Origin of the sequence: Bombilactobacillus mellifer (assembly GCF_000970795.1) — a bacterium.
GTDB classification, from domain to species: Bacteria; Bacillota; Bacilli; order Lactobacillales; family Lactobacillaceae; genus Bombilactobacillus; species Bombilactobacillus mellifer.
The window spans coordinates 115,451-141,270 of record NZ_KQ034028.1 but is presented as its reverse complement, the minus strand read 5'-3'; the positions used below and the strand labels follow the sequence as shown (position 1 = coordinate 141,270).

The following is a 25,820-nucleotide window of genomic DNA, read 5'->3' as shown; positions in this document are numbered from 1 at the left end:
TCTCCTCTTCTGCTTGATTAATCCCGCAGCTGAACAGTTTCGCTACTCCCATGCCTCACCTCGTTTCTGAGATCTGCTCTCCAAAATCGCCTTTATTATAGAATAATTATGTATTTAGCCAATCATTATTTCGATAAAAATTTAGAATCAACTGCTAGTTGGCCGATCATTATGGCTGTGTCCTAAAGTTCATGGCTCGCTAGGCGGATAGTGCATCTGGATGTTGTGGCACAAAAAAAGCCCCGTCTTAAGAGACGGAGCATAAATTAAATTTTAAGCTTGCTGCTTTTGATAAAAACGAACTTTGCTTTCAATTATCCGCTCACACAAATCGGCATACTCAATGCCGGCTGCTCGAGCTTCTTGCGGAATTAACGATAGTGGGGTCATGCCCGGCAAAGAATTAGCTTCAATAGCATACGGTTGACCCTCGCGAACTAAAAAGTCGACCCGGCCATAATTTTGCATTCCTAGGGCATTAAAAGCTTGCAGGGCTAAAGCTTGCATTTCTTGATGTAATTGATCATCTATATCGGGTGGCGAAATTAGTTGGGTGTCATCGTTAGCTTGAAATTTATGTTCAAAATCATACCAACCCTTTTTCACTACAATTTCTACCGCAGGTAAAGCGGCTCCATCTAACAAGGCAATGGAAAATTCGCGGCCTTTGATATACTCTTCAATCAAGGCTTCCTCATCAAAACTTAAGGCATCAGCTAAAGCAGCTTGTAATTGATCCGCAGTCGGTACAATATGTGTCCCTACACTTGAACCTCCACTAGCAGGTTTAACCACTACTGGAAAACCAAACGGGATTTGCTCTGCCGTCACTTGGGACGTTTTAGTAGCAATATAAGCTGCTGTCGGAATGTGATTTTGTATAAAAATTTCTTTGGAATATTTCTTATTCATGGCCAAGCCGGAAGCTAGTGTATCACTGCCCGTATAATGAATATTAAACAAATCTAAAACGGCTTGAACTTTACCATTTTCACCATCTTCACCATGTAAACCCAAATAGACGATATCCGCCGCTTGACAGATCGTTAAAACATTCGGTCCAAAAAGGCCCTTAGCTCCATGATCCGGTCGTAAAGCATTAATCTTGTCATCATTTAAAATCTCATCGCTGATATTTAATTTACTGTCATCCCCTGGTTCGGTAGTAAATAAATCATCAACGTCCGTATCGCCAGCCAATTCCTGCCCTAAAAATAGATCCACTAAGGCAACACGATGGCCTTTACTACGCAAAGCATTACTAATCTTGGTCCCGGAAGACAAAGAAACGTTGCGTTCGGTACTGCGACCACCAGCTAAAACTACAATTTTCATCGTTTTAACTCCTTCACTTGAATTTAATACATCCAATTTAACAGTAATTCCTAGAACCTTTAGTTTAACATAAAACCCATCGCTAATGACGTTTTTTATCGATGCTGGTATAATAAAAGTGTGCTTTGAATAAGCGAAAGTGAGGTTCACTATGAAAAAATCTCTCCGTATCCTGATCATCAGTTGCATCGCGCTCTTGATTGGTGGCACTCAGACCACTATGGCCCAAGCTGACGACTGGCAAACGCCCGTGATGACCCTGGGAGCCTCGCTGACCAATAGTCAGCGGCAAGGGACTATTGATGTTTTATCCAGTAAAATTAATAACAGAAATTTTCAACAAGTAGCGGTCAACGGTAATACCTTAGTCCAATATTTAAATCCTGCCGGAGCTGATTTTACTTCCAATTCCGGCGTCTGGTCGTCCGCTTTAATTGAAAAAACGGGCCGGGGTTCAGGCATTAACGTCGAAATTCTCAAATATAATGGCCGCAATAATATCACGACTATTACTGCCAATCAGTATCGTAATGCCGCTTTAACTGCGGGCATTAGTGATGCCAACATTTATGTGACCTCTGCTACGCCCATTGACGGTTCCGGTGCCTTAGCGGGTGTGTACGCTGCTTTCGCGCAAAATGGCGAACAACTCAATCAAAGTCAAGTAACCGCGGCCCAAGATGAAATGGGAACTTTAAGTAAAATTAATAATCAAAATCAAGGACAAAATGGCTATAGTGATGCCCAATTAAACAATGCCGTAGCGCAAGCCAAAAGACAGATGGCTCAGATAGGTCCGAATATTACGGTTAATCAAATTACAAATATTGTCAATAACACGATTAATGATAATCATTTGCAAAATGTCATCACCAATAATCAAAAACAACAAATCATCAATTTAATGATTAAAATTCGTGATTCCGGGGCTCTCAAAGATAATAATTTTAAACAACAAGCAAGCAAAGTCAGTTCGATTATTAAAGATAATGCCCATGCGATTTTTAATAAAGTCAACACTCCCGAAAATCAAAACTTGCTACAACAAATTTGGCAAAACATTGTTAATTTTGTGAGTGGTTTTTTCCATTAAGTAGCGGCAATTAAATTTATGCCCTTAATTACTAAAAGACACGGTTAATCTCAATCCGTGTCTTTTAATTTTAGCGTATTGACCTTTTCGTGCTCCTGCTTGTAATGTTCCCAGTGACCTTTAGTCAAGCCAATTTTATAATTCAGATAAGCCCAAGCTTGAGCGATTGCTTGTAACTTCTTTTCCGTCGCCTGCTTTTGCGTTTCTAATAAGGCCAACCGCTGTGGTAAAGTAGCGCTGCCCTGATCATACAATTCAAAATACTGCTTAATGGTTTGCAGCGACATATCAGCATCTTTCATACAGAGAATAAATTCCAGACGCTGTAAATCAGCAGGCGAAAAATCCCGCCGGCCATGTGCTTGCGCAATGGGCGGTAATAAACCTAATTCTTCATAATAACGTAAAGTTGCCATAGAGATATGGTACTTATGGGCTACGGCAGCAATTTCCATAGTAATCCCAGCTTCCTATTTGCTATATCTCAATCATCATTCAGATAATAAATTGTTAATTGGGACTTGCTTTCAAGTATAGTGTAAGCATTAAACTAAAAATAATTCTAAAAGAAATAGGATTATTAGTTTAACTACAATATTTTTAATTATAAAGCTAATCAAGGAGCAATGTACATGAAAAAATGGCAACGCAATATCTGCTGGCTCTTACTAGTGGGTGGGCTGGTTTTGGGATTCTGGCTGCCCACGCATATGACACCAGCCATTCCCGATAAATATGTCGCCCAACGGATTCCAACTTTCTTTTTCCATGGTTGGGGCGGCAGTTATCGTTCAGAAGAACAAATGACGCATGCTATCCAACACGCCGGTGTCACTCAGACAATTATTCGAGCCGATGTTACTACCCATGGTCAAGTACGTCTTCGGCAACGGCTTCCTCGGACAGCCCGCAATCCACTAATTGAAGTGAACTTTTTAGACAACCGCCATGCAGACTATCAGTTAACCAGCCGCTGGGCTGCAAAAGTTTTTCAAACTGTCCAGCAGCAATATCCCTTTCACAAATTTAATGTGGTCGCGCATTCCATGGGTAATATGACTTTTATGTATTACTTAGTAAATCATGCTGCGGTTCAATCAGCACCTCAGTTAAATAAACAAGTTGCTTTAGCCGGGCATTTTAACGGTATTCTCGGCTATGATGATCGTCCCAATCGTATGCAGCTTAATGCTGCCGGCCGTCCCCAACCGATGAATCCGGAATATCGGCCATTGTTACCCTTAAGACAAACTTATCCCCGATCAGCGGCCGTTTTGAATATTTATGGTGATCGCCATGATGGAACACACTCTGATGGCGCTGTTAGTAATGCATCTTCCCAATCGTTGCGCTATCTCGTCCGTTCACGAGCCCGCAGCTATCGTGAACAAAAAATCGTCGGCGCGCAGGCCCAACACAGTCAACTGCATGAAAATTCCCAAGTGGATCGTTTGTTGATTAATTTTTTATGGCACAAATAGCCTTAAATCATCACCACTAGGTCCCATTAACAACGCCAAAACACCTTAAAAAGCTTCGCCTCCATGCCATAGCAGGGCTGCAAAACCAAGAGACCACCACATGAATGCTTCATCAGCGATTGTCATAATTAATTTTACTTCCATTTAAAAACGGATCCTCAATTTTGGATGCTGAAAGAAGCAACCTTGAGTACCTCTCATCTGCTATTACACGTTGGAAGGATGGTTTGCCCAATCAGGGTTCACTTGGTCATGTGATCCATTGTTTGATTTAATAAGCTATCTACAAAGTTATTCTCCTTATTTTGGGCATGACCTTTCGTCCAAGCAAATTGTAAATGGGGAAACTGCGCGACTTGCTGACTAATCTGCTGCCATAAAGCTTGATTTAAAACCGGTTGTCCATCAGCTTTTTTCCAATTGCGCCGTTGCCAACTAGACAGCCACCCTTTGGTTAAAGCATTGAGCACATATTGAGAATCTGCTACCAATAAGACTTTTTGTGTTTGTAACTGCCACGAAATGAGCTTTTGTAAACCTTGTGCTACAGCGGTTAATTCCATTTGGTTGTTCGTTGCGCCCCATTGTCCGGCACTGGCACTATAACGCTGGCCTTGATACTTAATCAAATAAGCCCACGCTGCTTTGTCTTGTGCTTGTACGTGACCGCCCGCGTAATTACCGTGATTGCGACTGCCACCGTCGGTATATAATAAAATTGAGTAAGCTGCTAGGTCCTGCTCGGCGGCTACTGCGAGCCTTTCTTCCATAAATGCCTGTGCGGCAGCCAAATTATCAAAGCCTTTAAAAACTGCTTGCCGATATCCTTGAACCTGCTGCTGAGCTGCGGGCCAGGTTGGATAAATACCTGGTTGGCGTCCTTTTTTGACTGCGTAATATTTTTTCATAAAACTGGCTCCATATAACTAGAATTACATTACAAATACTTGTATCATGGTAGTGCATGGATGATGATTGTGGAGGTAAATGAGAGAAATGGGCTTTTGGCAAAGTATAACACACCACATCAATCAATCTGCACAAATTCCCATTTGTAAAGTGGAAACCATTGACTCTGTTACTTCCAGTACGGATCAGATTCCCACTTTTTTTGTCCATGGATTTCGGGGGGGTAACTATACGACCCAAGAAATGGTCAAATCAGCGCAAATTGTAACCCATTCACCCGTGTTTCTACGCGCTACGGTGGATTGGAATAGTAAAATTCACTATTCCGGTTACTGGTCCACTGCTAAATATCCTTTGGTGCAATTAGTTTTTAAAGATCGCTGGATCCCCACGAATACCATTGAGCGCTGGGTTAACCAAATCATCAATGATTTAAGCCAACGTTATCATTTCCAAACTTATAATGCGGTCGGTCATTCTTTAGGAGCAGTGGCTTTGGTCAATTTTTTAATTAATAGTTGCAAGCGGCCGCTGCCGCCCATTAATCGCCTGGTTTTAATTGCCGGTCCTTTTGACGGGGTCGTGGCCTTAGGAGATTTACCCAATATTAATCCCTTAGCGGCCAATGGTAAGCCCGCCTTTATGACGCCGCGTTATTTATGGACCTATTTAAATCGCAGCAAGTTCCCTGCGACAGCCCGCGTTTTGAATGTCTACGGCAACATTAATGATTCTTCCAATACCGATAAATATGTGTCCGTCAGTTCCGCACGTTCGATTAAATATATTTTACAAACGCAAGTGCAAGAATTCAGCGAATATCGTGCTACCGGCAGCAGTGGCGAACACTCCAAAATGCATGATGATTCTCAAGTGTTAAAGCAAATGAATCAATTTCTCTTTCCCCAGTTAGCAGCCAGTTTACCCTTAAAGAAGTGACTTCATGGAAAAATTATATCAATACCATCCCATTATTACAGCTAACTATCAATTAGAATTCTTAAGTAATCTCCCCGCGCAAGACATACAACGTTTTTTACAAACTGATTTACCAACTTCGGCCCACTTTATGACCCAAGCCATGCTGGATGTTATGGCTAATCGCCGCTTAATCTGGGGGATTACAACCAAGGACACTGATCAGTTCGAAGGTTTGTGCTTAATCCACCCGTTAAGTGCCACTGCTGTGCGATTGCAAATTGTCTTTAATACAACTGTTCCCTCAGAAATTTTAGACTATATGCAAATATTTATTCGTCAACAATTAAAATTTCCACAAATTACCATTACTTGCCAAATGATTGATCGGCAATTCGTGAAAAACTTTTTGAAATAGTGGCTCTCCTAATTAAAGTAAGTTAAAATGATTCCTAATTAAGTAAAACGAGGATTTTTTTATGCATTGGTTTGCTTTGATTTTGGGATTTGTTATTTTTGCGAACACGGTTGCGGCCATTATCACTGTCTTTCACCGACCTCGTAGCATTCCCGCCACCTTGGCATGGCTCATTGTGTTGATTTTACTGCCTGTAATCGGTTTTTTGATTTTTGCCTTTTTTGGTCGCGGAATTGCTCAAGAAAACCTCTTTGCCATTAGCAATGCCGAGCATGTGGGCTTACAACGCCTCAAAGAAATTGAAGCGCAGGAAGTGGCCCAGCGCCGCTTGGCCTATTCACCACAAATACAAAAATTAGATACCCGACAAATCGATTTTTTCAATCGTTCTGAAGATTCCCTAGTCACTTTTCATAATGCTACTCAGATTTTTACAGATGGTCCGGCCAAATTTGCCGCACTCCTAAAAGATATCGAGCACGCCCAAGAAACCATTCATGTCGAATACTATTCGTTTATCAATGATCGCTTAGGTCAACAAGTTGTCGCCGCCTTGGCCAAAAAAGCCCAAGCGGGCCTAGAAGTGCGCGTCATTTACGATCGTTGGGGTTCCCCAGGGGCTAACCGTAAGTTTTTTCACAGCTTAACCGCCGCCGGTGGTCAAGTGATGCCCTTCATCACTTCGCAAAATGCAATTACGCAAAACCGGTTAAACTATCATCTGCATCGTAAAATTGTTGTCATTGATGGTCAAATTGGGTGGACTGGTGGTTTTAATATTGGTGAACAATACATCGGTTTAAAAAAGAAATTTGGTTATTGGCGCGACACACATGTACGCATTCATGGTTATGCGGCCTTATCGCTTCAAGAGCGGTTCATCTTAGATTGGAACGCTTCTGCCGGCAAGCGCCAACCCAAAATTATGTTTCAAGAAAAATATTTTCCTCCACAACTGGATGTTACGGAAATTACCCCCACACAAATTGTTTCTGATGGTCCCGATAGCAACTTTGACACTTTAAAAGGCGGTTTTTTGAGTTTTATTATGAATGCCCAAAAAAGTGTTTTATTGCAAACTCCTTACTTAATCCCGGATGATTCAATGATGGATGCCTTATTAGTAGCCGCTCGTTCGGGAGTAGATGTCAAAATTATGATTCCCGATATGCCGGATCATCCTTTTATTTATCGCGCTACGCAGTTTTATGCTAATTTATTAACTACTCATAATATTCAAATTTATATTTACAACAAAGGTTTTATGCACGCCAAAACGGCCGTCTTTGATAATCAAGTTGCCGCGATTGGTTCAATGAATCAAGATTACCGCAGTTACAGCTTGAATTTCGAAGCGGACGCTTTTTTCTATGATGCGCGTATGAGCCAAGAATTGACTGATATTTTCCAACAGGATATGCAAGACAGCACTTTATTAACACCGGAAATCATTGCGCAACAATCATCTTGGCTGCGTTTTAAACAATTATTTTCACGGTTATTATCCCCGATTCTTTAACAGACCCAGAACGGCACTGGCTTAGAGCAATTCTTTGACGCGCCACCTCATAGGTCATTGTCAGACCCAAATTTCAGTTATAGCTGGGTCACATCAATCGGAATATGGTCAGGGACTAACTGACGTAATTCGCGTTGGATTTCTTTCCAAGAATGATTAAAAGTCATTTGAATATTTTGGCGGCTGATGGTAGTAAAAATGGTAATGACTTGTGGCCGCATTGTCGGTAATTGCACTGGGATCAAGGTAATATGGGCTAATTTTTGATAATTAACCACCCCCGCAAAAAAACCATTAGTTACTAACCAGCGGGACCCTAGTCCTCCGGTTCCTTGCATAATAGTGACAGTCAACACTGCAGCCACCATGATAATGTACAGCCAGGAATGGATCGGAATGGCTAAAATCCACACTGCAAACAGCGCCGTCAAAACAAGACTGGACACTTTGTATTTAGCAGGCACAATTATTTGCGCCTGCCAATAGAGATTAAAAATCAGGCTTGCTAAAAAAAAGATATCTATAGCACTTAATAATAGATCTGACATCGTGGGACCCTCCTGCCATATTTTACCATGGACACAACGGAAACTGGCTTAATATTAATCTTCTCCCCTATTTTTTACCAGTTAATTAATGCTACACTAAAAGAGAAATTTATGGACAAGCATCATTTATTATGGAAAGGAGTCTCTTATGAATATTCCCCAATTAACTACCCAAGACGGATTAGTTTTGCCGGCGGTGGGTTTTGGTACTTATAAATTAAATGGCGCCTTAGGGGTCAATGCTATTACTTCCGCGTTGGCTGCCGGGTATCGTTTATTAGACACGGCCTATAATTATGAAAATGAAGGTGCCGTCGGTGCAGCGCTTCGCCAAAGCCCTATCGATCGCAGTCAAATTGTAGTTTCTTCCAAGCTGCCAGGACGTTATCATCACTATCAAGCCGCTTTACAAGCTATTCAAGAGTCTTTATATCGAGCTGGTTTAGATTATTATGATCTCTATTTAATTCATTGGCCTGATCCCCACCAAGACCTCTACGTCGAAGCTTGGCAAGCTCTGATTACCGCTCAACAGCTGGGATTAGTGAAATCCATTGGCGTTTCTAACTTTTTACCAGAACATATTGATCGTCTCATCGCAGAAACTGGTGTTTCTCCTGTCGTCAATCAAATTGAACTCCATCCTTATTTTTCTCAACCAAAACAGCGCCAGTATGATCAAGAACATCAAATTATCACTTGGGCTTGGAGCCCTATTGGGCGTGCCAGTTCCTTATTACAGGATCCGGTCATTAAAGGTATTGCTGCGGAGGTGCATCGTAGCCCGAGTCAAGTCATTTTACGTTGGGAAACGCAATTACAAGTGCTGCCGATTCCCAAATCGAGTCATTTTCAACGTCAAGTGGAAAATCTCCAGCTGTTTGATTTTGAATTATCTCCGGCTCAAATGCAGACCATTACCAATTTAGATCGTCCGAATGGCCGTCTGCAAAATCAGGATCCCGCCGTATATGAAGAGTTTTAAATAATTTACTATATAATTAAAAGGATGTGGCTGCTAGCAAGTAGTCACATCCTTTTTACTAGATTATAAATCTAAGATGGAGTCGCAATTTGATGGAGGGTCGCCAGTAACTGGTGAGCCACTTTTAATTGGGTAGCATAAATCAGACTGTGGATATCGATTGGCTTTGGGACTAAAACAATCGCCCGCTGCTGCACCGTTGCCGTATCTTGAAACTTTAACTGCACAATAATATTTTTGCAGACTAAAGACGCTTGGGTGCGTGTTTGCTGTTCCAAATAACTTTGGCGCAACATATGATACTGAAAATATTCCGGGGCTAATTCAGCACCACTAAATTTAACATTATTGGGTAAACACAGCAGCTGGTGAGTATCATCTAACAAAATATATTGATTAATACGCCGCGTAATCACAAATTCCTGCGGTTCCAGAGTTTGCCGGGCCGTTTGCTGGTGATAGAGTGCTTGCAATTGGGGCCAATCTAAATTGGTAATCGTCTGCGTGTAATTCAAACTGACTAGTGCATAACACTGTTTGCACACCCAACCTGCGCGTGATTTAAATTTGACTAATCCTAACCGACAGTGGCACAAAATGCATTGTTTCACAATTCAGCTTCCTTTGTTGAAAAATAATTGATCATCGTGGTCGTTAAATGTTGATAACGGTGATACTGTTGTTGATAACGTGCAGCTAATTGCGGGGTTGGTTGAATTAATTGCTGGTGAAAGGGGATTTGTTCCCATTGCCCGCCCGTAGCTAGCAACGCCAATGCCGCGGCGCCTTGGACAGTTTGGCGCACAGGTTGTAAACGACGCAAGGGCAAATTCAACACATTAGCAATCATCGTGAGCCACAACGTGCTGTGCGTCCCGCCACCTACGGCAGTAAAGTAATGAGGAGCCACGGGATTTTTCATTTGTTCATATAACATTTTAATTCCAAAAGCTACTCCCTCTAGGATGGCCTGGTATAAGTCGGCACGTGTCACATCTAAAGTCAAGCCCACCAAACTGCCTTGTAAATTAGGATTAGCGAATAACGTTTTTTCACCATTAACATGTGGAAAAAACAAAACGGGATTTTGACCAAGGCGACTGGGCGCAATTTGCTCCTGTTCAGCCGTAAAATTGTGCGTACCCAAAATATTTTCTACCCACCAACTATTTAATTGGGCGCCCGCTTGAATGGTCCCTTGCGTTAGAAGGTACCGCTTTTGCGGAGTAATCTGCACGACAACATTTTTGCCCACCGGCTTCAAAGTGGAAGTGGTGTTAGGAATAATCACGACTCCGGAAGTTCCTAAAGAAATCAGCGGCTGCTGATCACTAAAACCTCGGTTAATGAAGGTAGTTGCGGCATTATCCCCCGTGCCCACAGTCACAGGGATCGGCTTTTGAATGTGTAAGGTTTGTTGGACCACTGCAGTCAGCGCTCCGGCTAGCGTACTGGCTGGTAAAATACGGGGAAACCAATTAGCTTGCAAGTGAAACTCTTGTTGAATGGGCAAAGACCAGTGATGAGTTTGCCAATCATAATATGAAGTGGTTGAAGCTTCACAGTAATCTGTCACATATTGCCCTGTCAGACAATACACCAAATAATCTACCGGCATTAAAACATGTGCTACTTGCTGCCAATGCCGCGGCTCAAATTGATGTAACCAGACTAAGTTAGCTAAAGGCGAGCCCGGAGAAATACTTTGCGCATTGGTGCGTGTTGCCGGATTTTGGGCTAATTGGTGCCGCAAGTGGGGAATCAAGGCTTTAGTACGATTATCATTCCACATGATGGCCGGGCGAATGCTTTGGCCTTGAGCATTCAAAAAAACTGTTGTGTGCATCTGGCCAGTAAGGCCAATACCGGCACAATCACTTGCGGGCAGTTGTGTAAATAGTTCGCGCAGACCGTCCAACATCAAGTGCCGCCATACCGTGGGTTCAATTTCTCGACTCATAGAATCCAGCGTCTCATATGAATAAGCATACTGCTGGTTATAAATTACCTGCAATTGCTGATCAGTTGCTACCATTTTTAAAGCCGAAGAGCCTAAATCCAGACCTATATAGTATTTTTGTGTCATATCTATCGCAGTCCTCAATCTAAACTAATCATCGTTTTTAAGGTTTCGGGACGCAAAGCATATTCAAACGCCGCCACCGCCTCTTGATAAGGAAAAATTCTATCCAATAGCGGCCGGGGATTCACTATTTTCTTGGCAATTAATTGGGTAGCTTGATAATAAGAGCTGCGCGTCGGACTGACAGTTCCCTTAATAAATTTTTCATGGCTGTGAACGGCGCCTAAATCCACAGCCACCGGATCATTAGGATGTAAGGAACTAAACATAAATGTTTGTCCGCCAAAAGCAGTGCAAGCTAATGCTTGTTGCGCAATTTGTGGATTGGCGGTAGTATTAAAAACCACATCGGCGCCGCGACCCTGCGTTTGCTCGTGTACCCAAGCGGCAGCATCCCTTGTAGTAGGATCCACCACTAAATCAGCTCCTAATTGTTGGGCCAGCTGGCGACGGGCCGCTGCCGGCTCAGAAACTAAAATGCGCACACCTTGTAATTTCGCTACTAAGACATGTAAAAGCCCCATCACACCACCGCCAATAATTAATACATCTTGACCCAAATGTAAGTCAGCGCGTTCCACGCTATTAATCACACAGCCTAAGGGTTCAGTAAAAGCCATATCAATAAAGCTCGTGGTTTGTGGATAAGTAAAGACATCGGTAGCTTTGACTGCTATATATTGCGACATCCCCAAAAAACCGGAAATCCCGGTATCATTATGAAAAGTCGGGGATGAATATATCTGGGTGCATAAATTTTCCCGATGGGTTTTGCAATAATAGCAATTGCCACAATTTGGCAAAATATACTTCACAATATGATCTCCGACATGAAATTGTTCCGGGTCCACAGCCGCACCGATTTGTGCAATTTCACCGCTAAACTCATGCCCGCCAATGCGCGGATAAGTCCACTGCGTATCTCCCGTATAATCGCGCACGTCATTTTGACAGAGACCGTTGATTTTAACTTTCATCAAAATTTCGTCAGCCTGAATTGGAGGTTGCGGCTGTTCCTGTAGGCTGATTTTTTTCGGCCCTAATTCCATAATTACTTTCATTATTGGCTCCTTCTTTCGTTATTTACGCTCCTAAAATGCCGAACAGACCACCGACAACGCCTACTACAATCATCATGCCAATCACTTTTAAGGAAGACCAGCCCCGCTTAAGTAAGAACAAAGCTAATAAAGTAAAGCCAAATGGTAGAATATTAGGCATAATCACATCCAAAAACTGCTTTTGAATATGGAACGTTTGTGTCGAAGTTACAATTTTTAAAGGGACCGTGATTTTGACATAACTGGAAATTAAGCCGCCCATGACCATGCAACCCATTACTTCGGCACCTTTTAAAATTGTATTGAGAATGCCTTTTTCCAAAAAATCCATGACGGCTTCCGCGCCCGCTTTGTAACCAAACATAAAATTGAAATAGCTAAAAAGAAACGAAAAAGCCAACATCGCAATAAAATACACAATGGATCCCCAAATGGTGCCTTTTAAAGTCATATCAATACAAATTGCTAACAAAATGGGAATAAGTACCCCTTGATAAATTGTGTCTCCTACACCGGATAATGGTCCCATCATGGAAGTTTTTAAACTGGTAATAAATTCTCCCGGAATTTCCTTACCTTTGGCCTTTTGTTCTTCCATCGCAATAATCATCCCGATAATCACCGAACCAAATTCCACGTGGACGTTAAAAAATTCAATTTCCCGTTGCATCATGGCTTTTTTCTTGGCGGGATCGTGTGGATAAAAGTTCTTCGAAACCGGTACAAAGACATGGGCAATGGCTTGACCCATCATTCTTTCGTAGTTATAGCAGGTCTGGGGAAAATTTTCCCAAATGAGCCAAGATTTAAATAATTGGCGTTTACTAATTAACGGTGCTGTTGGTTTTGGTGTTGAAGTTTTAGTCAAAATCTTCACCTTCTTCATCTAATTGATTGGCGGAAGTTTTTTTACTTATTAACTGTACATAAATCACGGCCGCCAAACCGGCAATTACACCTAAAGGCAGCAAACCTAATTTGGAATAAGTCGCTAAGACAAAACCCAAGTATAAAAAGACACGCGCGTCTTCTTTATAGATATATTGCAAAGTAATTGCGATCCCTAAAGCCGGCATCAAGCCCCCGATCACTTTAAAAATGGTTAACACCGTACCTCCTAAAGCATGGACAAAGCCATTGATATAACTAGCACCAAAATAAGCGGCTAAGCCACAAGGAATAATGGTAATTAAGGCCGTTAACAATTGTGGGTACAAGACATTGGCCCGCCAGATTTTTTGATATTGTTCTTTTTCAATATAACGATCTGCCACGTGCACAAAGATGGAACCATAAGTCATTCGCGCATACCAAACGATCGTTCCTAATAAGCCAATCGGTACTGCTAAAGACAATGCCGTTTTGGTATCCAAACCGCCGGTAATCGCAAAAGCCGTTCCCAAGATACCCGACAATGCCATATCCGCGGGCATGGAACCGCCGGCAGAAATAAAGCCTAAATAAACTAAATTAATTGATGCTCCTGTCATGGCCCCAACTAAAGGTTTGCCGAGAATAATACCGGTCACTAAACCGCAAACTAAGGGGCGTTGTAAGGTCCATAATCCGACAAAAGGCATATTGCCAATGGCTAAGTAATAGACTAAGCCACATAAAAACGCCTGCATAATTGTCATTGCTGTCAACCTCCTAGACTAAATCTTGCACCTCAATCACTCGTTGTTCGGGCACGAGTTGATAAAACACATGAACATTATGTGCGATGAGATCCTTAATTGCTGCTATTTCTTGTTCGTCACACGCCACATTTTTGACAAAGGTCTTCCGCTCCCCACGGATTCCCATCCCGCCTAAATTGACCTCTTTTAACTGTACTTGCTGCTCCACCAGCTGTTGATACACAATTGGCGATTTACTTAACAGCAAAATCCGTTCCTTTTCATTAAAAGTTTCTTGGAGATATTTTCCGGCTTGGGCGACCGATAGCGGGGTCACACGCACATTAGTCGGTGATAGCGATTTCAAAATTCGCTTTTGAAATTGATCACTGGCAATAGCGTCATCAATTACCAGAATATGATTAATGCGATAGGCCGGCACCCACGCCGTCACAACTTCGCCATGAATTAACCGGTCATCTACTCGGGTAAACACAATATTTCTCATTTTTTCTCTCCATTATTCTTTAGATTCATCTAAAAATTGATTAATATCGACAAAAGTTTGTGGTGCTTGCCGCAATAATGCGTGACACAGATCTTCGCGACTATTATGGGGATCTTGACGCATCATAAACGCTTCTAAAATCAAGGCCAAGTTCATCCCTGTTAAATGACGAATGTTATACTGATCCATCAAAGAAGTGACCACATTACACGGACTGCCATTGAACAGATCGGTGAAACAAATAATCTGATTGGCATCTAAGGGTTGTAAGTAAGTAACAATTTGTTGGCGCAAAGTACTCACATCTTCTTGTGGATAAAGTCCGAAAGCAGCCACTTGCGCTTGCGGTCCCACAATCATCTGCGCACTAGTTAACATCCCTTTCGCCAGATCCCCATGTGATACTAAAATAAATTCCAATTTGATCATCTCCGCTTTATTCTAATAAATTAATTAATTCTGTTTTAAAATTTTCAAAGGTGGGCTGGCGTAAAATCCGATTGGTAAAATCGGGATCTTGAATGACTTTCCCCAGATAATTCCATAGTTGAAATACCTTGGCATTATTTTTTTCAATAATTACTAACATCACCACATGAACTTGATTACCATCTTCATCCCACTGCAAATGATTATTAATAACGGCCACAGAGACTAATGTCGACATGGAAAAAGGATTAATGGGGTGTGGTAAGGCCACTTGATTACCAAAATAGCTGCTCCCTAATTCCTCCCGTAATTGCACCGCGGTCATTAAGTTTTGTTTACTATGCGTCAACTGGGGTTGCGACACTTGGCATAGTTGCTGCAAAACATCTTTTTTATTGGCAAAATTACCTACTAAAAAGCGCTTCGGCGAAAAGAGATTAATAATTTCTGTGGCACTTTTAAAGCCATCAATGGCCAGTTTAATTTTGGAATATTCCGTACTTTCCGGATAAGAACTAATCTCAATTGCCCCCAATTGTTCCGTTTGTGGGGTTTGAACGGTGGTAAAAATGACATCAAACTGTCCACTATCGCAATTGGGCAATTCTTGTAAATTAACTAATTTTAAAACGGCAATTTGTTGGGCAAACCAAGTAATAAAACGTTGTTTTAGTAATACACCTTCACTGCGCTTCACATTAGTAATAATTAAAATTTTGGATTGGCCGGAGAGATGGTTAATCTCCGTCAAATATTGATTAAAGTAAATGGCTAAATAGGCAATTTCGCCTTCTTCCACTTTTTTGTGCATTTTCTTCTGAATTAATAACCCCATATAAGCGGCAATATCGAAAGCCAAGGGATAGGAATGTTTGATCTGATCTAATAATTGATTTTGATTTTGTAAATCAAATTCCACGCGGGTAAACAGAGGGATCAGATGTAAAGCTAATGAGAGGCGTAAATCCAATTGCTGCGAAAAATCAATGTTAAATTTTTCCTTGATTTCCTGCAAAGCTGCCAAAATAAATTGATCCGTGGCCGCCGAAATATAATTATTCACGGCATATTCGCTTTTACCATTTAGATAAATCGCTAAATTAAAAATCTCACCTGCCGGCGCTTGAAAATAAAATTGCTTTTCCAAATGTTTGAAAATTTCCGTAGCGGTCCCATAATCACGCTGAAAGCGTTGCTGCAATGAAGGAAGCGTCGTTTTAATCGGAAAGCCGCTTTGAATCCGGGTCATCGAAATATCAATATGCACCAGCAAATTTTGAAATAAAGCATCAGAAATCTGATAATGCCGCTTTAATAATACTTGAATCACGATACGCTTAATCACGGCTTGCCGCGCCATTTGAGTTGGTTGTGAAGGCGCTTCCATCAAACCCAACTTTAAAAGGCACTGCCGTTTATTCACCTCACTGCCAACCACTTTAATTCCTTGATGTGAAGAGCGCTGCAACTGTAACTGATATTTTTTAAAAATAGTCGCTGCTTTATTTAAATCCAACGTTAAGGTCGAAGAAGTTACGTATAGCTGGGTACATAATTTTTGTTTACTACAAGCTCGGTGCTGATTTAACAAGAAACTACATAATTCCCGGACACGTTGGGATTGCTCGCTGGAACTTTTGGTGGCCGACAAACTTTGCATAAAGCGCTGACATGCCGGTAGATCCAAAATCTCTAAATAACTGCCTTTAGAGGGCACCGATTTGAGCACCGCAAAATGATCCGCTGCTAAACATTGTCTAATTTGTTTCAAATCCGTTTGAATGGTGCGTAAACTAACATCTAATTCTTTTGCAAAATGAGTTGATGTTAAATATATTGAGGAAAATTGATAAAATTCACTCAAAATCTTTTGCTGCCGGATATTTAACATCAAAGTCACCTCAATTTCTATTTTGCTTAAGAAACTTCATTCACCTCATGAATAATCTTTTCGGCTGTTTGCACCACTCGGTCAACTCCTGCTTGTGCCACATCGACTAAATTGAATTCCTTGTGATTAGCATCATAGGCTTGGCCGAAGGCTTGGATATAAGCTTGCCGTAAGTCGGAACCATAGTTCACTTTGAGCAATTGCGCTTTTTTAGCTTGCCGCACCTGATCGAATGGAATACCTGATCCTCCATGCAACACTAAAGGTACGGGTGAAACCTGGGCAATTTGATGTAATAAGTCAAAGTCCAAATTAGGTGCCAAATTGAGACCATGGACATTCCCTACAGCCACGGCCAAGAGATCACAATGAGTTGCTTCTACAAAATGGACTACATCTTCCGGATGTGTTTTCGCATTCACATCGGAGACTATATCATCTTCCTTACCCTTGATTCCGCCTAGTTCAGCTTCTACGGGAATACCAAAAAAGTGCGCATACTCACAGGCGTGACGTACTTCTTTGATATTTTCTTCATAGGGTAATTGGGAAGCATCCACCATAATCGAAGTGAAGCCGGCATCAATACAGGCCTGGACATCTGCAAAACTTTTGCCATGATCTAAGTGTAAACTGATTGGAACTTGGACTTCTTCCCGCTCCATGACTGAACGCGTCATATCTGCAATAATTTGAGGATTCGAGAACTTTAAATTATGCGAAGAAATCTGAATGTAACCTCCCAGCTGCTTTTTATTGAATGCTTGCACAATCGCCAACGTCATTTCATAATCGGTTGTATTAAACGCTGGTAAAACCAATTGGTGTTGCTGTGCATACTTCATTAAAGTATAACCATTAACTAACTGCATTGGAGACCACCTTTCCTTATAACTAACTTTTATATGATTACTATAAGGTAAAAAAAAGTGGTGGCAGAACGAACTAATTGCAGGATATTTCATGCACTTTTTGATTATGCTCGCCAGAAAACACCCGCTTCAACCGCCAAATTGCGCGGTGAAGAGCCCTATTCTCTAAAATTGACAAAACATTATTCTCGAGAATTAAGTATACCTAAATTTTTGTTTAATTTTACTGAAAGAAGGAGTATGATGATTTCAGTAAAAGATTAGGAGGAATTCTTGTGGTTGAAAACACTAAGAAAAAACACCACTTAATAGAATATGCCAACGGCCCTTCACTGGAAGAAATCAATGGTACCGTGGAAGTTCCGAAGGGTAAGGGCTTTTGGCGCACCTTATTTGCTTATTCCGGACCAGGCGCCTTGGTAGCTGTCGGGTATATGGATCCTGGTAATTGGTCCACTTCGATCACTGGTGGGCAAAATTTCCAATATTTATTAATGTCTGTTATCTTAATTTCGAGTTTGATTGCGATGCTTTTACAGTACATGGCAGCTAAACTAGGAATTGTGACGCAAATGGACTTAGCCCAAGCCATTCGTGCACGGACAAGTAAAACTTTAGGAATTGTTCTCTGGATTTTGACCGAGTTAGCCATCATGGCGACGGATATTGCCGAAGTTATCGGGGGCGCGATTGCGTTATATCTTTTATTTAATATTCCCCTGGTAATTGCCGTGTTCATTACCGTCTTTGATGTTTTGCTCTTATTGTTGCTCACGAAAATTGGTTTTCGGAAAATTGAAGCAATTGTCGTCGCATTGATCATGGTGATTTTATTTATCTTCGTGTATCAAGTGCTTTTGTCCGATCCAAATTGGGGTATGGTCATTGAAGGTTTAGTTCCAACCACACAAACCATAGCTACACACCCGCATATTGGTGGACAAACACCGCTGTCCGGAGCGTTAGGAATTATCGGCGCCACAGTAATGCCGCATAACTTGTATCTCCATTCTTCTATTTCGCAAACACGGAAAATTGATCATGATGATATTGAAGATGTCGCTAATGCTGTTAAATTCTCTGCTTGGGACTCCAATATTCAATTAACCTTTGCCTTTTTCGTAAATGCATTGCTATTAATTACCGGTGTGGCTGTGTTCAAATCCGGTACTGTGGAAGATCCTTCTTTCTTCGGTTTATATCAAGCGTTATCTGACACTTCCAAACTAAGCAACGGTATTTTAGCAGACGTTGCCCGGACTGGTATTTTATCTACCCTCTTTGCAGTGGCTTTATTGGCTTCTGGTCAAAATTCCACCATCACGGGTACTTTAACGGGGCAAGTCATTATGGAAGGTTTCATTCACATGCGGATGCCTTTATGGCTGCGGCGGCTGGTTACGCGGTTGATTTCGGTGATTCCCGTGCTTATCTGTGTGCTTTTAACCAGCAACAAACCACCTATTGAAGAACACGAAGCGCTCAATAACTTAATGAATAATTCTCAGGTTTTCTTAGCGTTTGCTTTACCATTTTCTATGTTGCCCCTCTTGATGTTTACGGATAGTAAAGTCGAAATGGGCGAGCGTTTTTCCAATTCGTGGTGGGTCAAATTATTTGGCTGGGTTTCTGTAATCGGATTAACATATTTAAACTTACTTGGTTTGCCAGATTCCATCGCCGATTTTTATGGCGACAAAGCCACTGCTAGCCAAATTCAAACTGCGCACATCATTGCTTATATTATTATTGTGGCTGTTTTAGCATTATTAATTTGGACCATCGTCGAACTATATCTTGGTAACAAACGCTTTGAACAAGAACAAGCAACCAAAGCAGCAGCTCAAGAAGAGTAGGGTTTTATTTGAAAGAGGCGACAACCATGACAGAAACAGAAGATAATTTTCAACGTATTTTAGTGGGTGTAGATCAGTCGGCAGATGCCCAAAAAGCCTTTCATTTCGCGATTCGGCGTGCCCAACAAACTCACGCGCAATTACTCATTGTCTCCATCTTTGAAAAACAGACAATGAATGTTTATGAAGCTTTAAATGATGATTACGTTCGAAATAAACGTGAAGATGTCGAAAAAGATTTGCAACAATATATCGCCACTGCTCAAGCAGCCGGGGTTCAAGATGTCCGCGGTATTATCAGCGAAGGTAACCCGGGCGAAAAGATTGTGGAAGACATCATTCCTCAATATCAGCCTGACTTATTGATCATTGGCTCCTTAGATAAAAAAGGACCCCAGCGCTTTTTTGGGAGTCAAGCCGCTTATATGGCAAAAAGAGCCCCCATTTCTGTTTTAGTTATTCGTTAGTTTCTGGTCAACTTGATTTTTGCGACCACAGGCACCGTTGTACATGACAACGAGGTCTGTGGTTTTATCATGAGTCACTAGAACTTGATCGCCTCTCAAACTGTGAACCAAAATTATCTTGACATTACTATTTCGACCCATTATATTGTAGTTGGGTTAGTAAAAATGAATATCAAGCGGATAAAGAGTAAGAAAATCCAAAATTATTGCTTTTAGGCAGTATTTTTGGATTTTTTTGTTGCTTGGCCCCTACAAGAAATAAAGGAGCGGCTATGGATCTCAAACAATATATTATTCCAGCTATTGATGATTTAAAAAAATTACAACCTGCTTGCCAAACACCAGCACCCGTAGTGTTTTTGATGAAAGCTAATATCTGTAATCTCAAAGCCATTGTCCAGCTGTTACATAAACATCACAAACAAGTTTATGTACATATTGAATTTATGGATGGTTTTAAGCCAGACAAAGAGGGCTTAAAACTGCTCAAAAATGAATATCAAGTGGATGGCATTGTCTCTGCCAATGCTAAGGCCCTCGTCATGGCTCAAAGCTGTAACTTACAAGTGGTCTATCGCTTATTTTTAGTAGACTCTATTTCTTTAAAACGCAGTCAACAAATCTTACTGAATAATGACTTTAGCACGATTGAAGTTTTGCCGGCAATTAATGCTTTAAAGGAGGTGAAATTATTACAAAAGATTTTTGTGCATTCCCATTTGATTGCAGGCGGCTTTATCCGTGATCAAGCTTTAATAACACAGATTTTCGATTGTGGTTTCCAGGCGGTGGACTCCAGCGATGTGCGTGTTTGGCCCACTCTCCAGCCTCATTCTGCTCAACAGCACGGTAAGTAGCTGGCACGCACCTAAGCCTTGGCCCGCATCACAGAGCCAAACTGCTGGCAACAGACGATTTCAAGAAGTGAGCGCCATTTTTTATGGTTGCGCACAATTCTTTGACCTTCGATTGTAAAGACTTTTCTACCACCTAGTAATGAACTTTGACACACTTCTCAATAAATCAATTATTTAACGTGGAACATCATTGTGCTCCGATTATTACTTCCAACGAGACACTAGCTTGGTATTGCTCACTAACTCTTGTCAACCAAATAGCCCGTTTCTCACTACTGACAAGCCCCGCCCAGCCGCCTTACCCTGGTCACTTATGGGACAGCGTTGACATATAACCGGAACAGATAAGATTGTCAGTCTAATTTTGGAAATTTTCAAAAAATGCGGCTGATGAAAGGATAACTACTATGAAAACCAAATATGTAATGGGTATTGACTATGGTACTAACGGTGTCCGGGTAGGTATTTTTGATTTACAAGGTCAGCAACTGTCTTTTGCCACCGAGAATTTAACTACGATGATTCCACATAATGGTTGGGCCGAGCAATCTCCTGCTGAATGGTGGCAAGCCTTGGGGAAAGCAGCGCAACGAGCCCGCCACATGGCACATCTTGCTCCCCAGGATATCTTGGGAGTAAGCTATGATGTGACTAGTTGCACCGTCGTAGCTTGCGATCAAAACGCCGAGCCCTTAAGAAATGCCATTTTGTGGATGGATTTACGGGCTACAGCGCAGGCTGAGCGCATTTCTCACAGTCACGACCCTACTTTAAGAATTACCGGTTATGGCCGTGTGTCGCCAGAATGGATGCTGCCCAAAATTATGTGGTTAAAAGAACAGCAGCCAGAGCTTTATAAAAAGGCCGCCCGCATTTGCGAAGCTGCCGATTGGTTAGGCTATAAACTAACGCAGCAGTGGGCTTGTAATCTTAACAATATTTCTTTGCGGTGGTTTTATGACGAAAATGCAGGTGGTTGGCCTACTAGTTTTTATGAACGCATGGGTGTAGGGGATGTTTTTACTAAATTCCCACAGAATATTAATCGCTTAGGTGATCTCTTAGGAACCTTGAGCCTTGAGGCAGCCCAGCAGCTGGGATTACTGCCCGGGACCATCGTCGGTCAAGGCGGAGTGGATGCCAATGTGGGGATGATTGGCATGGGAGCAATTCACGAAAATGAAACCGCTTTAGTCACCGGGACTTCGCATCTCTTGTTTGCCGTCACCAAACAAAATATTCATCAATCCGGGATTTGGGGTACTTATACCAATAGCATCACACCGGGCTTGAATTTAATTGAAGGCGGACAAATATCGACTGGCTCCATCACCAATTGGTTTATTCAGAATTTATGCCCTGATCTCCTTATTACTGCCGAAAAGCAAAAGACATCGATCTTCGAGCTGTTAAATGCCGAAGCCCAACAAATTCCGCCCGGTTCCAATGGCCTGATCATGACCGATTTTTGGCAAGGTAACCGCTCCCCCTATACCGATGGCAATATTCGGGGATTACTGTACGGCTTATCCTTAAGCACGACACGTGGGGAAATTTATCGTTCCATTTTAGAAGGCATTGCTTATGGAACCTCCAATATTATTCAAACCTTTCAACAGCACGGCTTTACACCTACAAAGATTATTGTTTGTGGTGGCGCCGCTCATAATGACTTATTTTTACAAATTCATGCGGATGTGGCCAATATGCCGTTGCAAATACCGCAACAGTTGGAAGCTCCTTGTCTAGGCGCCGCAATTTTAGCTGCCGTTGCGGCCGGGAGTTATCAAGACATTTTCACCGCCGTAGATGCTATGGTGCACTATGAGCGCTTTATTGAACCTATTGCCGCCAACCACCAGCGCTACCAACAATATTTTGCGGCTTATTCGCAAATTTACCCATTGTTGGCACCTTGGATGCAACAAGTTACCCAACTGGCGGCCAACACTTCAAGACAACCGGGTGATCTGCAATGAAGTCTCCTATTGGATTATACGAAAAAGCGATTCCACTGCAGGTGCCATTAACTCAAAAATTAACCCTTTGTCAACAACTCGGATTTGACTATCTGCAATTAAGCATTGATGAAAATCCTCATCGTTTACAACGGCTGGCATGGGATCGCTCTCAACGCCAACAATTAGTCAATTTTTTATTTGCCCATAAAATCCGTATTCAATCGTTATGTGTTAGTGCCAACCGTCAATATCCTCTAGGCTCGCCCACAGACTCTATCCGCAGACAAGGCCGAAATATCCTTCAGAAAGCTATTGATTTAGCGGCAGATCTGGGAGCCCGAAATATTTTAATTTCAGGATATGACGTCTTTCAAGCTCCTAAAACTATTTTAACGCGGGAGAATTATCTGGAAAGTTTACAAATTTGTGCTGATTACGCCGCCCAGCAAGAAGTCATGCTTTCCATTGAAACGATGGACGATAGTTTTGCTAAAAACATCTCAGTCATTCAAAAACTAATATCCCAAATTGCTTCGCCCTGGTTAAAAATTTATTTAGATTTGGGGAACTTAACTGCGTGGGAAGAAAATAATGTCGGTTCCGAAATCGAACGCGGCATTGGCCAAATCACCGAAATCCACTTTAAAGATGCTCGCTATGTCAGTCGTGATGGCCAGGGTCAGTTTCGTAATGTGCCCTATGGTCAAGGGGATGTGGATTTTGATGGTTGTATGAAATTACTACACCGCCTAAATTATCAAGGACCTTGGGTCATTGAAAGATGGGCTCAAGTGCATGAGCCTTATCAAGAACAAATTATTACAGCGAAAAATTTTTTATTATCTTATTTAAATCGATATTTTTCCAACTAAAGGAGGAAACAATGCTTATTACATCTGGGACTCTCTTAAAAAACGCGCGCAAGCAAGGATACGCTATTCCGCATTTCAACTATTGGGACAGCAACTCCTTACGTGCCGAAATTGCGGCCGCCGAAAAATTAAATTTGCCGGTGATCTGTGCTTGGGCCCAAAAACATTCTCCGCAAATCACAATTAACGATGCTTTAGCTCTCGGACTACATTTTGGCGCCCAAGCCCAAGTTCCCGTGGTCTTACACTTAGATCATGGTACAGATCCAAAAATCATTAAATGGGGCATTGAACATGGCTTTACCTCGGTAATGATTGATGCTTCTGATCACACTTTTGCCGATAATGTTCAAATCACACAAGATATTGTTAAATTTGCCCATCAACGTGGTGTCGCCGTCGAAGCCGAAATTGGGCATGTGGGCACTAACCAATCCACTGATAATAGCTTATATACAGAAACAGCTGCGGCTACTTCTTTTGCCCAACAAACGCAAGTTGATTCTTTGGCCGTTTCCATTGGCACTTCGCATGGGGTCTATGCTCAGGGAACACCGCGCTTGAATTTTGACCGGTTACAAGAACTACGCGCCCAAGTAGCGATTCCACTAGTGTTGCACGGCGGCTCGTCGTCGGGCGATGAGAATTTAAATCAGGCCGTTCGCTCTGGTATTACAAAAGTTAATATTTATACCGACTTGGCTAACGCTTCTTTAGCTGCCACACGGAGTCAAACTTTTCCGGATGAACCTGCCATGGCCCAGGCTCAACGAGACCAAATCCAACAATTGGCGGAGCATTATTTTGAAATCTTTGAAACCCACAAATATCAATACGAAGTTTAGAGGTGAAACTACCCATGATTAAAGCTCCTTTTTTTATTGTTAATCCAAAATCTTATCTGTATGGTGCCGAGGTAGTCAAATTAGCTCAAATTGCTGATCGACTGGCCCAACAGTATCACATTGATTGTCTATTTACTGGTCAATTGATTGATTTACCAGCTCTCAAACAAGCTACACAGCACCTCATTATTACCGCCCAAACTATGGATCCCCTTGAACCCGGACGTGGAATGGGGCAGGTGTTACCAGAGGGTTTACAAAGCCAAGGTGTCGGCGCAGTAGTGTTAAATCATGCCGAAAAACCGCTAACTATCGCGGCTTTGGATTGGACTATTAAACGGGCCCGCACCTTAAATTTAATGAGTATTGTTTGCGCAGATACTCCTGAACAATGCCGTGCTGTGGCCCAATTACATCCCACTATGATGATTTGTGAACCTACCAGTGTGATTGGTACCGGGACCATCAGCAATGATGATTATATTCAACAAACCAATCAAGCAGTGCGGGAAGTAGATCCGCAGATTTTAATTATGCAAGCGGCCGGGGTTAGCACCGGAGCTGATGTCACCCATGTTCTGCAATTAGGAGCGGATGGGACTGGTGGGACTAGCGGCATCATTCAAGCACCCGATTGGCAAGCCAAACTTACGGAAATGATGTCAGCCTTAGTTCAATTTAAAGGAGAATAGTGATGCAAGTATATCAAGATGATGTGCAGATCCCAACTGCAGCGCGGATAACTTATCAAAATATTACCGACGATGTGAAAAAGATTATTCAAACCAGTAAAATTCAAAATGGTATCTGCTTAGTCCAAACCGCCCATACCACCTGCTCGGTTCTTTTTGAAGAATATGTTCATGATAAAGATTTTAATGGTGATGAATACTTACAAGTTGATTTAAATCGACTGTTAGACAAAATGATTCCACGGGAATGGTCGGAAAATAGTAACTATCGATATCCCGGACCTAAACATGTGGCTTTTTTGCAAGGCTTAGCCCAACAAGATCCCAATTATCCTAATGATCCCGCTACGGTGTTAAATGGTGATGCTCATATTCGGGGTTCTTTATTCGGTAGTAATCAAACTTTTGCGATTAAAAACGGCGAGTTACTCATTGGCACCGTCGGCTACATCTATTTTGTCGACTGGGATCAAAATCGCCCCCGAAATCGCGTTTGCCATGTCGCTATTTTAGGTTAAAAACACTCTTAGAGGTCGGCTTAATTCACAAGAAGCAGACCTTTTTTAGTCAAAAAATCCGTAAACACAGTCGTTTACGGATT

At 41.9% G+C, this 25,820-nt stretch carries 27 protein-coding genes; 14 read left to right on the top strand and 13 right to left on the bottom strand.

Annotation, left to right across the window (positions count from 1 at the left end; genetic code table 11):
- Window positions 1-273: 273 nt before the first annotated feature.
- A complete protein-coding gene (locus tag JG30_RS00640; protein ID WP_046315294.1) occupies window positions 274-1,335 on the bottom strand; it encodes a D-alanine--D-alanine ligase family protein in 1,062 nt (353 codons plus the stop codon).
- 151 nt (window positions 1,336-1,486) lie between these two features.
- On the opposite strand from JG30_RS00640, the gene JG30_RS00635 reads away from it, so the two are divergent.
- The gene (locus JG30_RS00635) at window positions 1,487-2,428 is read left to right on the top strand and encodes a DUF1002 domain-containing protein (RefSeq protein WP_046315292.1); all 942 of its coding nucleotides are present in this window, start codon (window positions 1,487-1,489) and stop codon (window positions 2,426-2,428) included.
- Between the two features lie 50 nt (window positions 2,429-2,478).
- On the opposite strand, the gene JG30_RS00630 is transcribed toward JG30_RS00635, so the two are convergent.
- On the bottom strand, window positions 2,479-2,883 hold the full coding sequence (locus tag JG30_RS00630) for a MerR family transcriptional regulator (protein ID WP_046315290.1): 405 nt from the start codon (window positions 2,881-2,883) through the stop codon (window positions 2,479-2,481).
- Between the two features lie 177 nt (window positions 2,884-3,060).
- Between JG30_RS00630 and JG30_RS00625 the strand changes: the two genes are divergently transcribed.
- Complete coding sequence (locus tag JG30_RS00625; protein ID WP_046315289.1) at window positions 3,061-3,909, top strand: alpha/beta hydrolase; 849 nt, start codon at window positions 3,061-3,063, stop codon at window positions 3,907-3,909.
- Between the two features lie 242 nt (window positions 3,910-4,151).
- On the opposite strand, the gene JG30_RS00620 is transcribed toward JG30_RS00625, so the two are convergent.
- The gene (locus tag JG30_RS00620; protein WP_046315286.1) at window positions 4,152-4,817 is read right to left on the bottom strand and encodes a ribonuclease H family protein; all 666 of its coding nucleotides are present in this window, start codon (window positions 4,815-4,817) and stop codon (window positions 4,152-4,154) included.
- A gap of 79 nt (window positions 4,818-4,896) precedes the next feature.
- On the opposite strand from JG30_RS00620, the gene JG30_RS00615 reads away from it, so the two are divergent.
- The 3 genes from JG30_RS00615 to cls all read left to right on the top strand — a co-directional run bounded on the left by JG30_RS00615 (window position 4,897) and on the right by cls (window position 7,673).
- A complete protein-coding gene (locus JG30_RS00615; RefSeq protein WP_084616611.1) occupies window positions 4,897-5,757 on the top strand; it encodes an alpha/beta hydrolase in 861 nt (286 codons plus the stop codon).
- Between the two features lie 4 nt (window positions 5,758-5,761).
- Window positions 5,762-6,154, top strand: a complete 393-nt coding sequence (locus tag JG30_RS00610; protein WP_046315284.1) for a hypothetical protein — start codon at window positions 5,762-5,764, stop codon at window positions 6,152-6,154.
- A gap of 61 nt (window positions 6,155-6,215) precedes the next feature.
- Complete coding sequence (cls, locus tag JG30_RS00605; RefSeq protein WP_046315282.1) at window positions 6,216-7,673, top strand: cardiolipin synthase; 1,458 nt, start codon at window positions 6,216-6,218, stop codon at window positions 7,671-7,673.
- Between the two features lie 77 nt (window positions 7,674-7,750).
- On the opposite strand, the gene JG30_RS00600 is transcribed toward cls, so the two are convergent.
- Window positions 7,751-8,221, bottom strand: coding sequence for a hypothetical protein (locus tag JG30_RS00600; RefSeq protein WP_046315279.1), 471 nt, complete (start codon window positions 8,219-8,221; stop codon window positions 7,751-7,753).
- A gap of 148 nt (window positions 8,222-8,369) precedes the next feature.
- Between JG30_RS00600 and JG30_RS00595 the strand changes: the two genes are divergently transcribed.
- Window positions 8,370-9,206, top strand: coding sequence for an aldo/keto reductase (locus JG30_RS00595; RefSeq protein ID WP_046315277.1), 837 nt, complete (start codon window positions 8,370-8,372; stop codon window positions 9,204-9,206).
- Window positions 9,207-9,277: 71 nt separating this feature from the next.
- On the opposite strand, the gene JG30_RS00590 is transcribed toward JG30_RS00595, so the two are convergent.
- The 9 genes from JG30_RS00590 to JG30_RS00550 are packed head-to-tail and all read right to left on the bottom strand — an operon-like array spanning window position 9,278 to window position 17,669.
- A complete protein-coding gene (locus JG30_RS00590) occupies window positions 9,278-9,817 on the bottom strand; it encodes a hypothetical protein (RefSeq protein WP_046315276.1) in 540 nt (179 codons plus the stop codon).
- Entirely contained in the window at window positions 9,814-11,292 is a 1,479-nt protein-coding gene (locus tag JG30_RS00585; RefSeq protein WP_046315275.1) for a xylulokinase, read from the bottom strand. Before JG30_RS00585 ends, JG30_RS00590 begins: the two co-directional genes overlap by 4 nt.
- A 14-nt stretch (window positions 11,293-11,306) precedes the next feature.
- Entirely contained in the window at window positions 11,307-12,350 is a 1,044-nt protein-coding gene (locus JG30_RS00580) for a zinc-dependent alcohol dehydrogenase (RefSeq protein WP_046315273.1), read from the bottom strand.
- A 22-nt stretch (window positions 12,351-12,372) separates the two neighbouring features.
- Window positions 12,373-13,218, bottom strand: a complete 846-nt coding sequence (locus JG30_RS00575; protein WP_245626278.1) for a PTS system mannose/fructose/sorbose family transporter subunit IID — start codon at window positions 13,216-13,218, stop codon at window positions 12,373-12,375.
- Window positions 13,211-13,987, bottom strand: a complete 777-nt coding sequence (locus tag JG30_RS00570) for a PTS mannose/fructose/sorbose/N-acetylgalactosamine transporter subunit IIC (RefSeq protein ID WP_046315269.1) — start codon at window positions 13,985-13,987, stop codon at window positions 13,211-13,213. Before JG30_RS00570 ends, JG30_RS00575 begins: the two co-directional genes overlap by 8 nt.
- A 13-nt stretch (window positions 13,988-14,000) precedes the next feature.
- A complete protein-coding gene (locus JG30_RS00565; RefSeq protein ID WP_046315267.1) occupies window positions 14,001-14,477 on the bottom strand; it encodes a PTS sugar transporter subunit IIB in 477 nt (158 codons plus the stop codon).
- Between the two features lie 12 nt (window positions 14,478-14,489).
- Complete coding sequence (locus JG30_RS00560; RefSeq protein WP_046315265.1) at window positions 14,490-14,897, bottom strand: PTS sugar transporter subunit IIA; 408 nt, start codon at window positions 14,895-14,897, stop codon at window positions 14,490-14,492.
- Window positions 14,898-14,913: 16 nt separating this feature from the next.
- Window positions 14,914-16,797: a BglG family transcription antiterminator gene (locus JG30_RS00555; protein ID WP_046315263.1), complete on the bottom strand. Its 1,884-nt coding sequence runs from the start codon at window positions 16,795-16,797 to the stop codon at window positions 14,914-14,916.
- Between the two features lie 26 nt (window positions 16,798-16,823).
- Complete coding sequence (locus JG30_RS00550; protein WP_046315261.1) at window positions 16,824-17,669, bottom strand: class II aldolase; 846 nt, start codon at window positions 17,667-17,669, stop codon at window positions 16,824-16,826.
- Between the two features lie 275 nt (window positions 17,670-17,944).
- Between JG30_RS00550 and JG30_RS00545 the strand changes: the two genes are divergently transcribed.
- The 8 genes from JG30_RS00545 to JG30_RS00510 all read left to right on the top strand — a co-directional run bounded on the left by JG30_RS00545 (window position 17,945) and on the right by JG30_RS00510 (window position 25,737).
- Window positions 17,945-19,525 carry an Nramp family divalent metal transporter gene (locus JG30_RS00545; protein WP_046315259.1) on the top strand — a complete coding sequence of 527 codons (1,581 nt, stop codon included), beginning with the start codon at window positions 17,945-17,947 and terminating at the stop codon, window positions 19,523-19,525.
- Window positions 19,526-19,551: 26 nt separating this feature from the next.
- Window positions 19,552-19,992 carry a universal stress protein gene (locus JG30_RS00540; RefSeq protein WP_046315257.1) on the top strand — a complete coding sequence of 147 codons (441 nt, stop codon included), beginning with the start codon at window positions 19,552-19,554 and terminating at the stop codon, window positions 19,990-19,992.
- 272 nt (window positions 19,993-20,264) lie between these two features.
- Window positions 20,265-20,849, top strand: a complete 585-nt coding sequence (locus JG30_RS00535) for a glycerol-3-phosphate responsive antiterminator (protein ID WP_046315255.1) — start codon at window positions 20,265-20,267, stop codon at window positions 20,847-20,849.
- A gap of 407 nt (window positions 20,850-21,256) precedes the next feature.
- A complete protein-coding gene (locus JG30_RS00530; protein ID WP_046315253.1) occupies window positions 21,257-22,828 on the top strand; it encodes an FGGY-family carbohydrate kinase in 1,572 nt (523 codons plus the stop codon).
- On the top strand, window positions 22,825-23,682 hold the full coding sequence (locus tag JG30_RS00525) for an L-ribulose-5-phosphate 3-epimerase (RefSeq protein ID WP_046315251.1): 858 nt from the start codon (window positions 22,825-22,827) through the stop codon (window positions 23,680-23,682). The genes JG30_RS00530 and JG30_RS00525 overlap by 4 nt, the downstream gene beginning before the upstream one ends.
- A gap of 11 nt (window positions 23,683-23,693) precedes the next feature.
- Entirely contained in the window at window positions 23,694-24,527 is an 834-nt protein-coding gene (locus tag JG30_RS00520) for a class II fructose-bisphosphate aldolase (protein ID WP_046315249.1), read from the top strand.
- 14 nt (window positions 24,528-24,541) lie between these two features.
- Entirely contained in the window at window positions 24,542-25,219 is a 678-nt protein-coding gene (locus JG30_RS00515; RefSeq protein ID WP_046315248.1) for a triose-phosphate isomerase, read from the top strand.
- 2 nt (window positions 25,220-25,221) lie between these two features.
- Complete coding sequence (locus JG30_RS00510) at window positions 25,222-25,737, top strand: YjbQ family protein (RefSeq protein WP_046315246.1); 516 nt, start codon at window positions 25,222-25,224, stop codon at window positions 25,735-25,737.
- The last annotated feature ends 83 nt before the right edge of the window (window positions 25,738-25,820 follow it).

What these genes read in the sequence shown, in the direction of transcription:
- JG30_RS00515 (WP_046315248.1), top strand. Translation starts at nt 24,542, where the DNA reads ATGATTAAAGCTCCTTTTTTTATTGTTAATCCAAAATCTTATCTGTAT.
- JG30_RS00635 (WP_046315292.1), top strand. Translation starts at nt 1,487, where the DNA reads ATGAAAAAATCTCTCCGTATCCTGATCATCAGTTGCATCGCGCTCTTG.
- JG30_RS00525 (WP_046315251.1), top strand. Translation starts at nt 22,825, where the DNA reads ATGAAGTCTCCTATTGGATTATACGAAAAAGCGATTCCACTGCAGGTG.
- cls (WP_046315282.1), top strand. Translation starts at nt 6,216, where the DNA reads ATGCATTGGTTTGCTTTGATTTTGGGATTTGTTATTTTTGCGAACACG.
- JG30_RS00510 (WP_046315246.1), top strand. Translation starts at nt 25,222, where the DNA reads ATGCAAGTATATCAAGATGATGTGCAGATCCCAACTGCAGCGCGGATA.
- JG30_RS00530 (WP_046315253.1), top strand. Translation starts at nt 21,257, where the DNA reads ATGAAAACCAAATATGTAATGGGTATTGACTATGGTACTAACGGTGTC.
- JG30_RS00580 (WP_046315273.1), bottom strand. Translation starts at nt 12,350, where the DNA reads ATGAAAGTAATTATGGAATTAGGGCCGAAAAAAATCAGCCTACAGGAA.
- JG30_RS00585 (WP_046315275.1), bottom strand. Translation starts at nt 11,292, where the DNA reads ATGACACAAAAATACTATATAGGTCTGGATTTAGGCTCTTCGGCTTTA.
- JG30_RS00565 (WP_046315267.1), bottom strand. Translation starts at nt 14,477, where the DNA reads ATGAGAAATATTGTGTTTACCCGAGTAGATGACCGGTTAATTCATGGC.
- JG30_RS00595 (WP_046315277.1), top strand. Translation starts at nt 8,370, where the DNA reads ATGAATATTCCCCAATTAACTACCCAAGACGGATTAGTTTTGCCGGCG.
- JG30_RS00640 (WP_046315294.1), bottom strand. Translation starts at nt 1,335, where the DNA reads ATGAAAATTGTAGTTTTAGCTGGTGGTCGCAGTACCGAACGCAACGTT.
- JG30_RS00620 (WP_046315286.1), bottom strand. Translation starts at nt 4,817, where the DNA reads ATGAAAAAATATTACGCAGTCAAAAAAGGACGCCAACCAGGTATTTAT.
- JG30_RS00535 (WP_046315255.1), top strand. Translation starts at nt 20,265, where the DNA reads ATGGATCTCAAACAATATATTATTCCAGCTATTGATGATTTAAAAAAA.
- JG30_RS00555 (WP_046315263.1), bottom strand. Translation starts at nt 16,797, where the DNA reads ATGTTAAATATCCGGCAGCAAAAGATTTTGAGTGAATTTTATCAATTT.
- JG30_RS00625 (WP_046315289.1), top strand. Translation starts at nt 3,061, where the DNA reads ATGAAAAAATGGCAACGCAATATCTGCTGGCTCTTACTAGTGGGTGGG.
- JG30_RS00550 (WP_046315261.1), bottom strand. Translation starts at nt 17,669, where the DNA reads ATGCAGTTAGTTAATGGTTATACTTTAATGAAGTATGCACAGCAACAC.
- JG30_RS00615 (WP_084616611.1), top strand. Translation starts at nt 4,897, where the DNA reads ATGAGAGAAATGGGCTTTTGGCAAAGTATAACACACCACATCAATCAA.
- JG30_RS00630 (WP_046315290.1), bottom strand. Translation starts at nt 2,883, where the DNA reads ATGGAAATTGCTGCCGTAGCCCATAAGTACCATATCTCTATGGCAACT.
- JG30_RS00610 (WP_046315284.1), top strand. Translation starts at nt 5,762, where the DNA reads ATGGAAAAATTATATCAATACCATCCCATTATTACAGCTAACTATCAA.
- JG30_RS00540 (WP_046315257.1), top strand. Translation starts at nt 19,552, where the DNA reads ATGACAGAAACAGAAGATAATTTTCAACGTATTTTAGTGGGTGTAGAT.
- JG30_RS00570 (WP_046315269.1), bottom strand. Translation starts at nt 13,987, where the DNA reads ATGACAATTATGCAGGCGTTTTTATGTGGCTTAGTCTATTACTTAGCC.
- JG30_RS00600 (WP_046315279.1), bottom strand. Translation starts at nt 8,221, where the DNA reads ATGTCAGATCTATTATTAAGTGCTATAGATATCTTTTTTTTAGCAAGC.
- JG30_RS00520 (WP_046315249.1), top strand. Translation starts at nt 23,694, where the DNA reads ATGCTTATTACATCTGGGACTCTCTTAAAAAACGCGCGCAAGCAAGGA.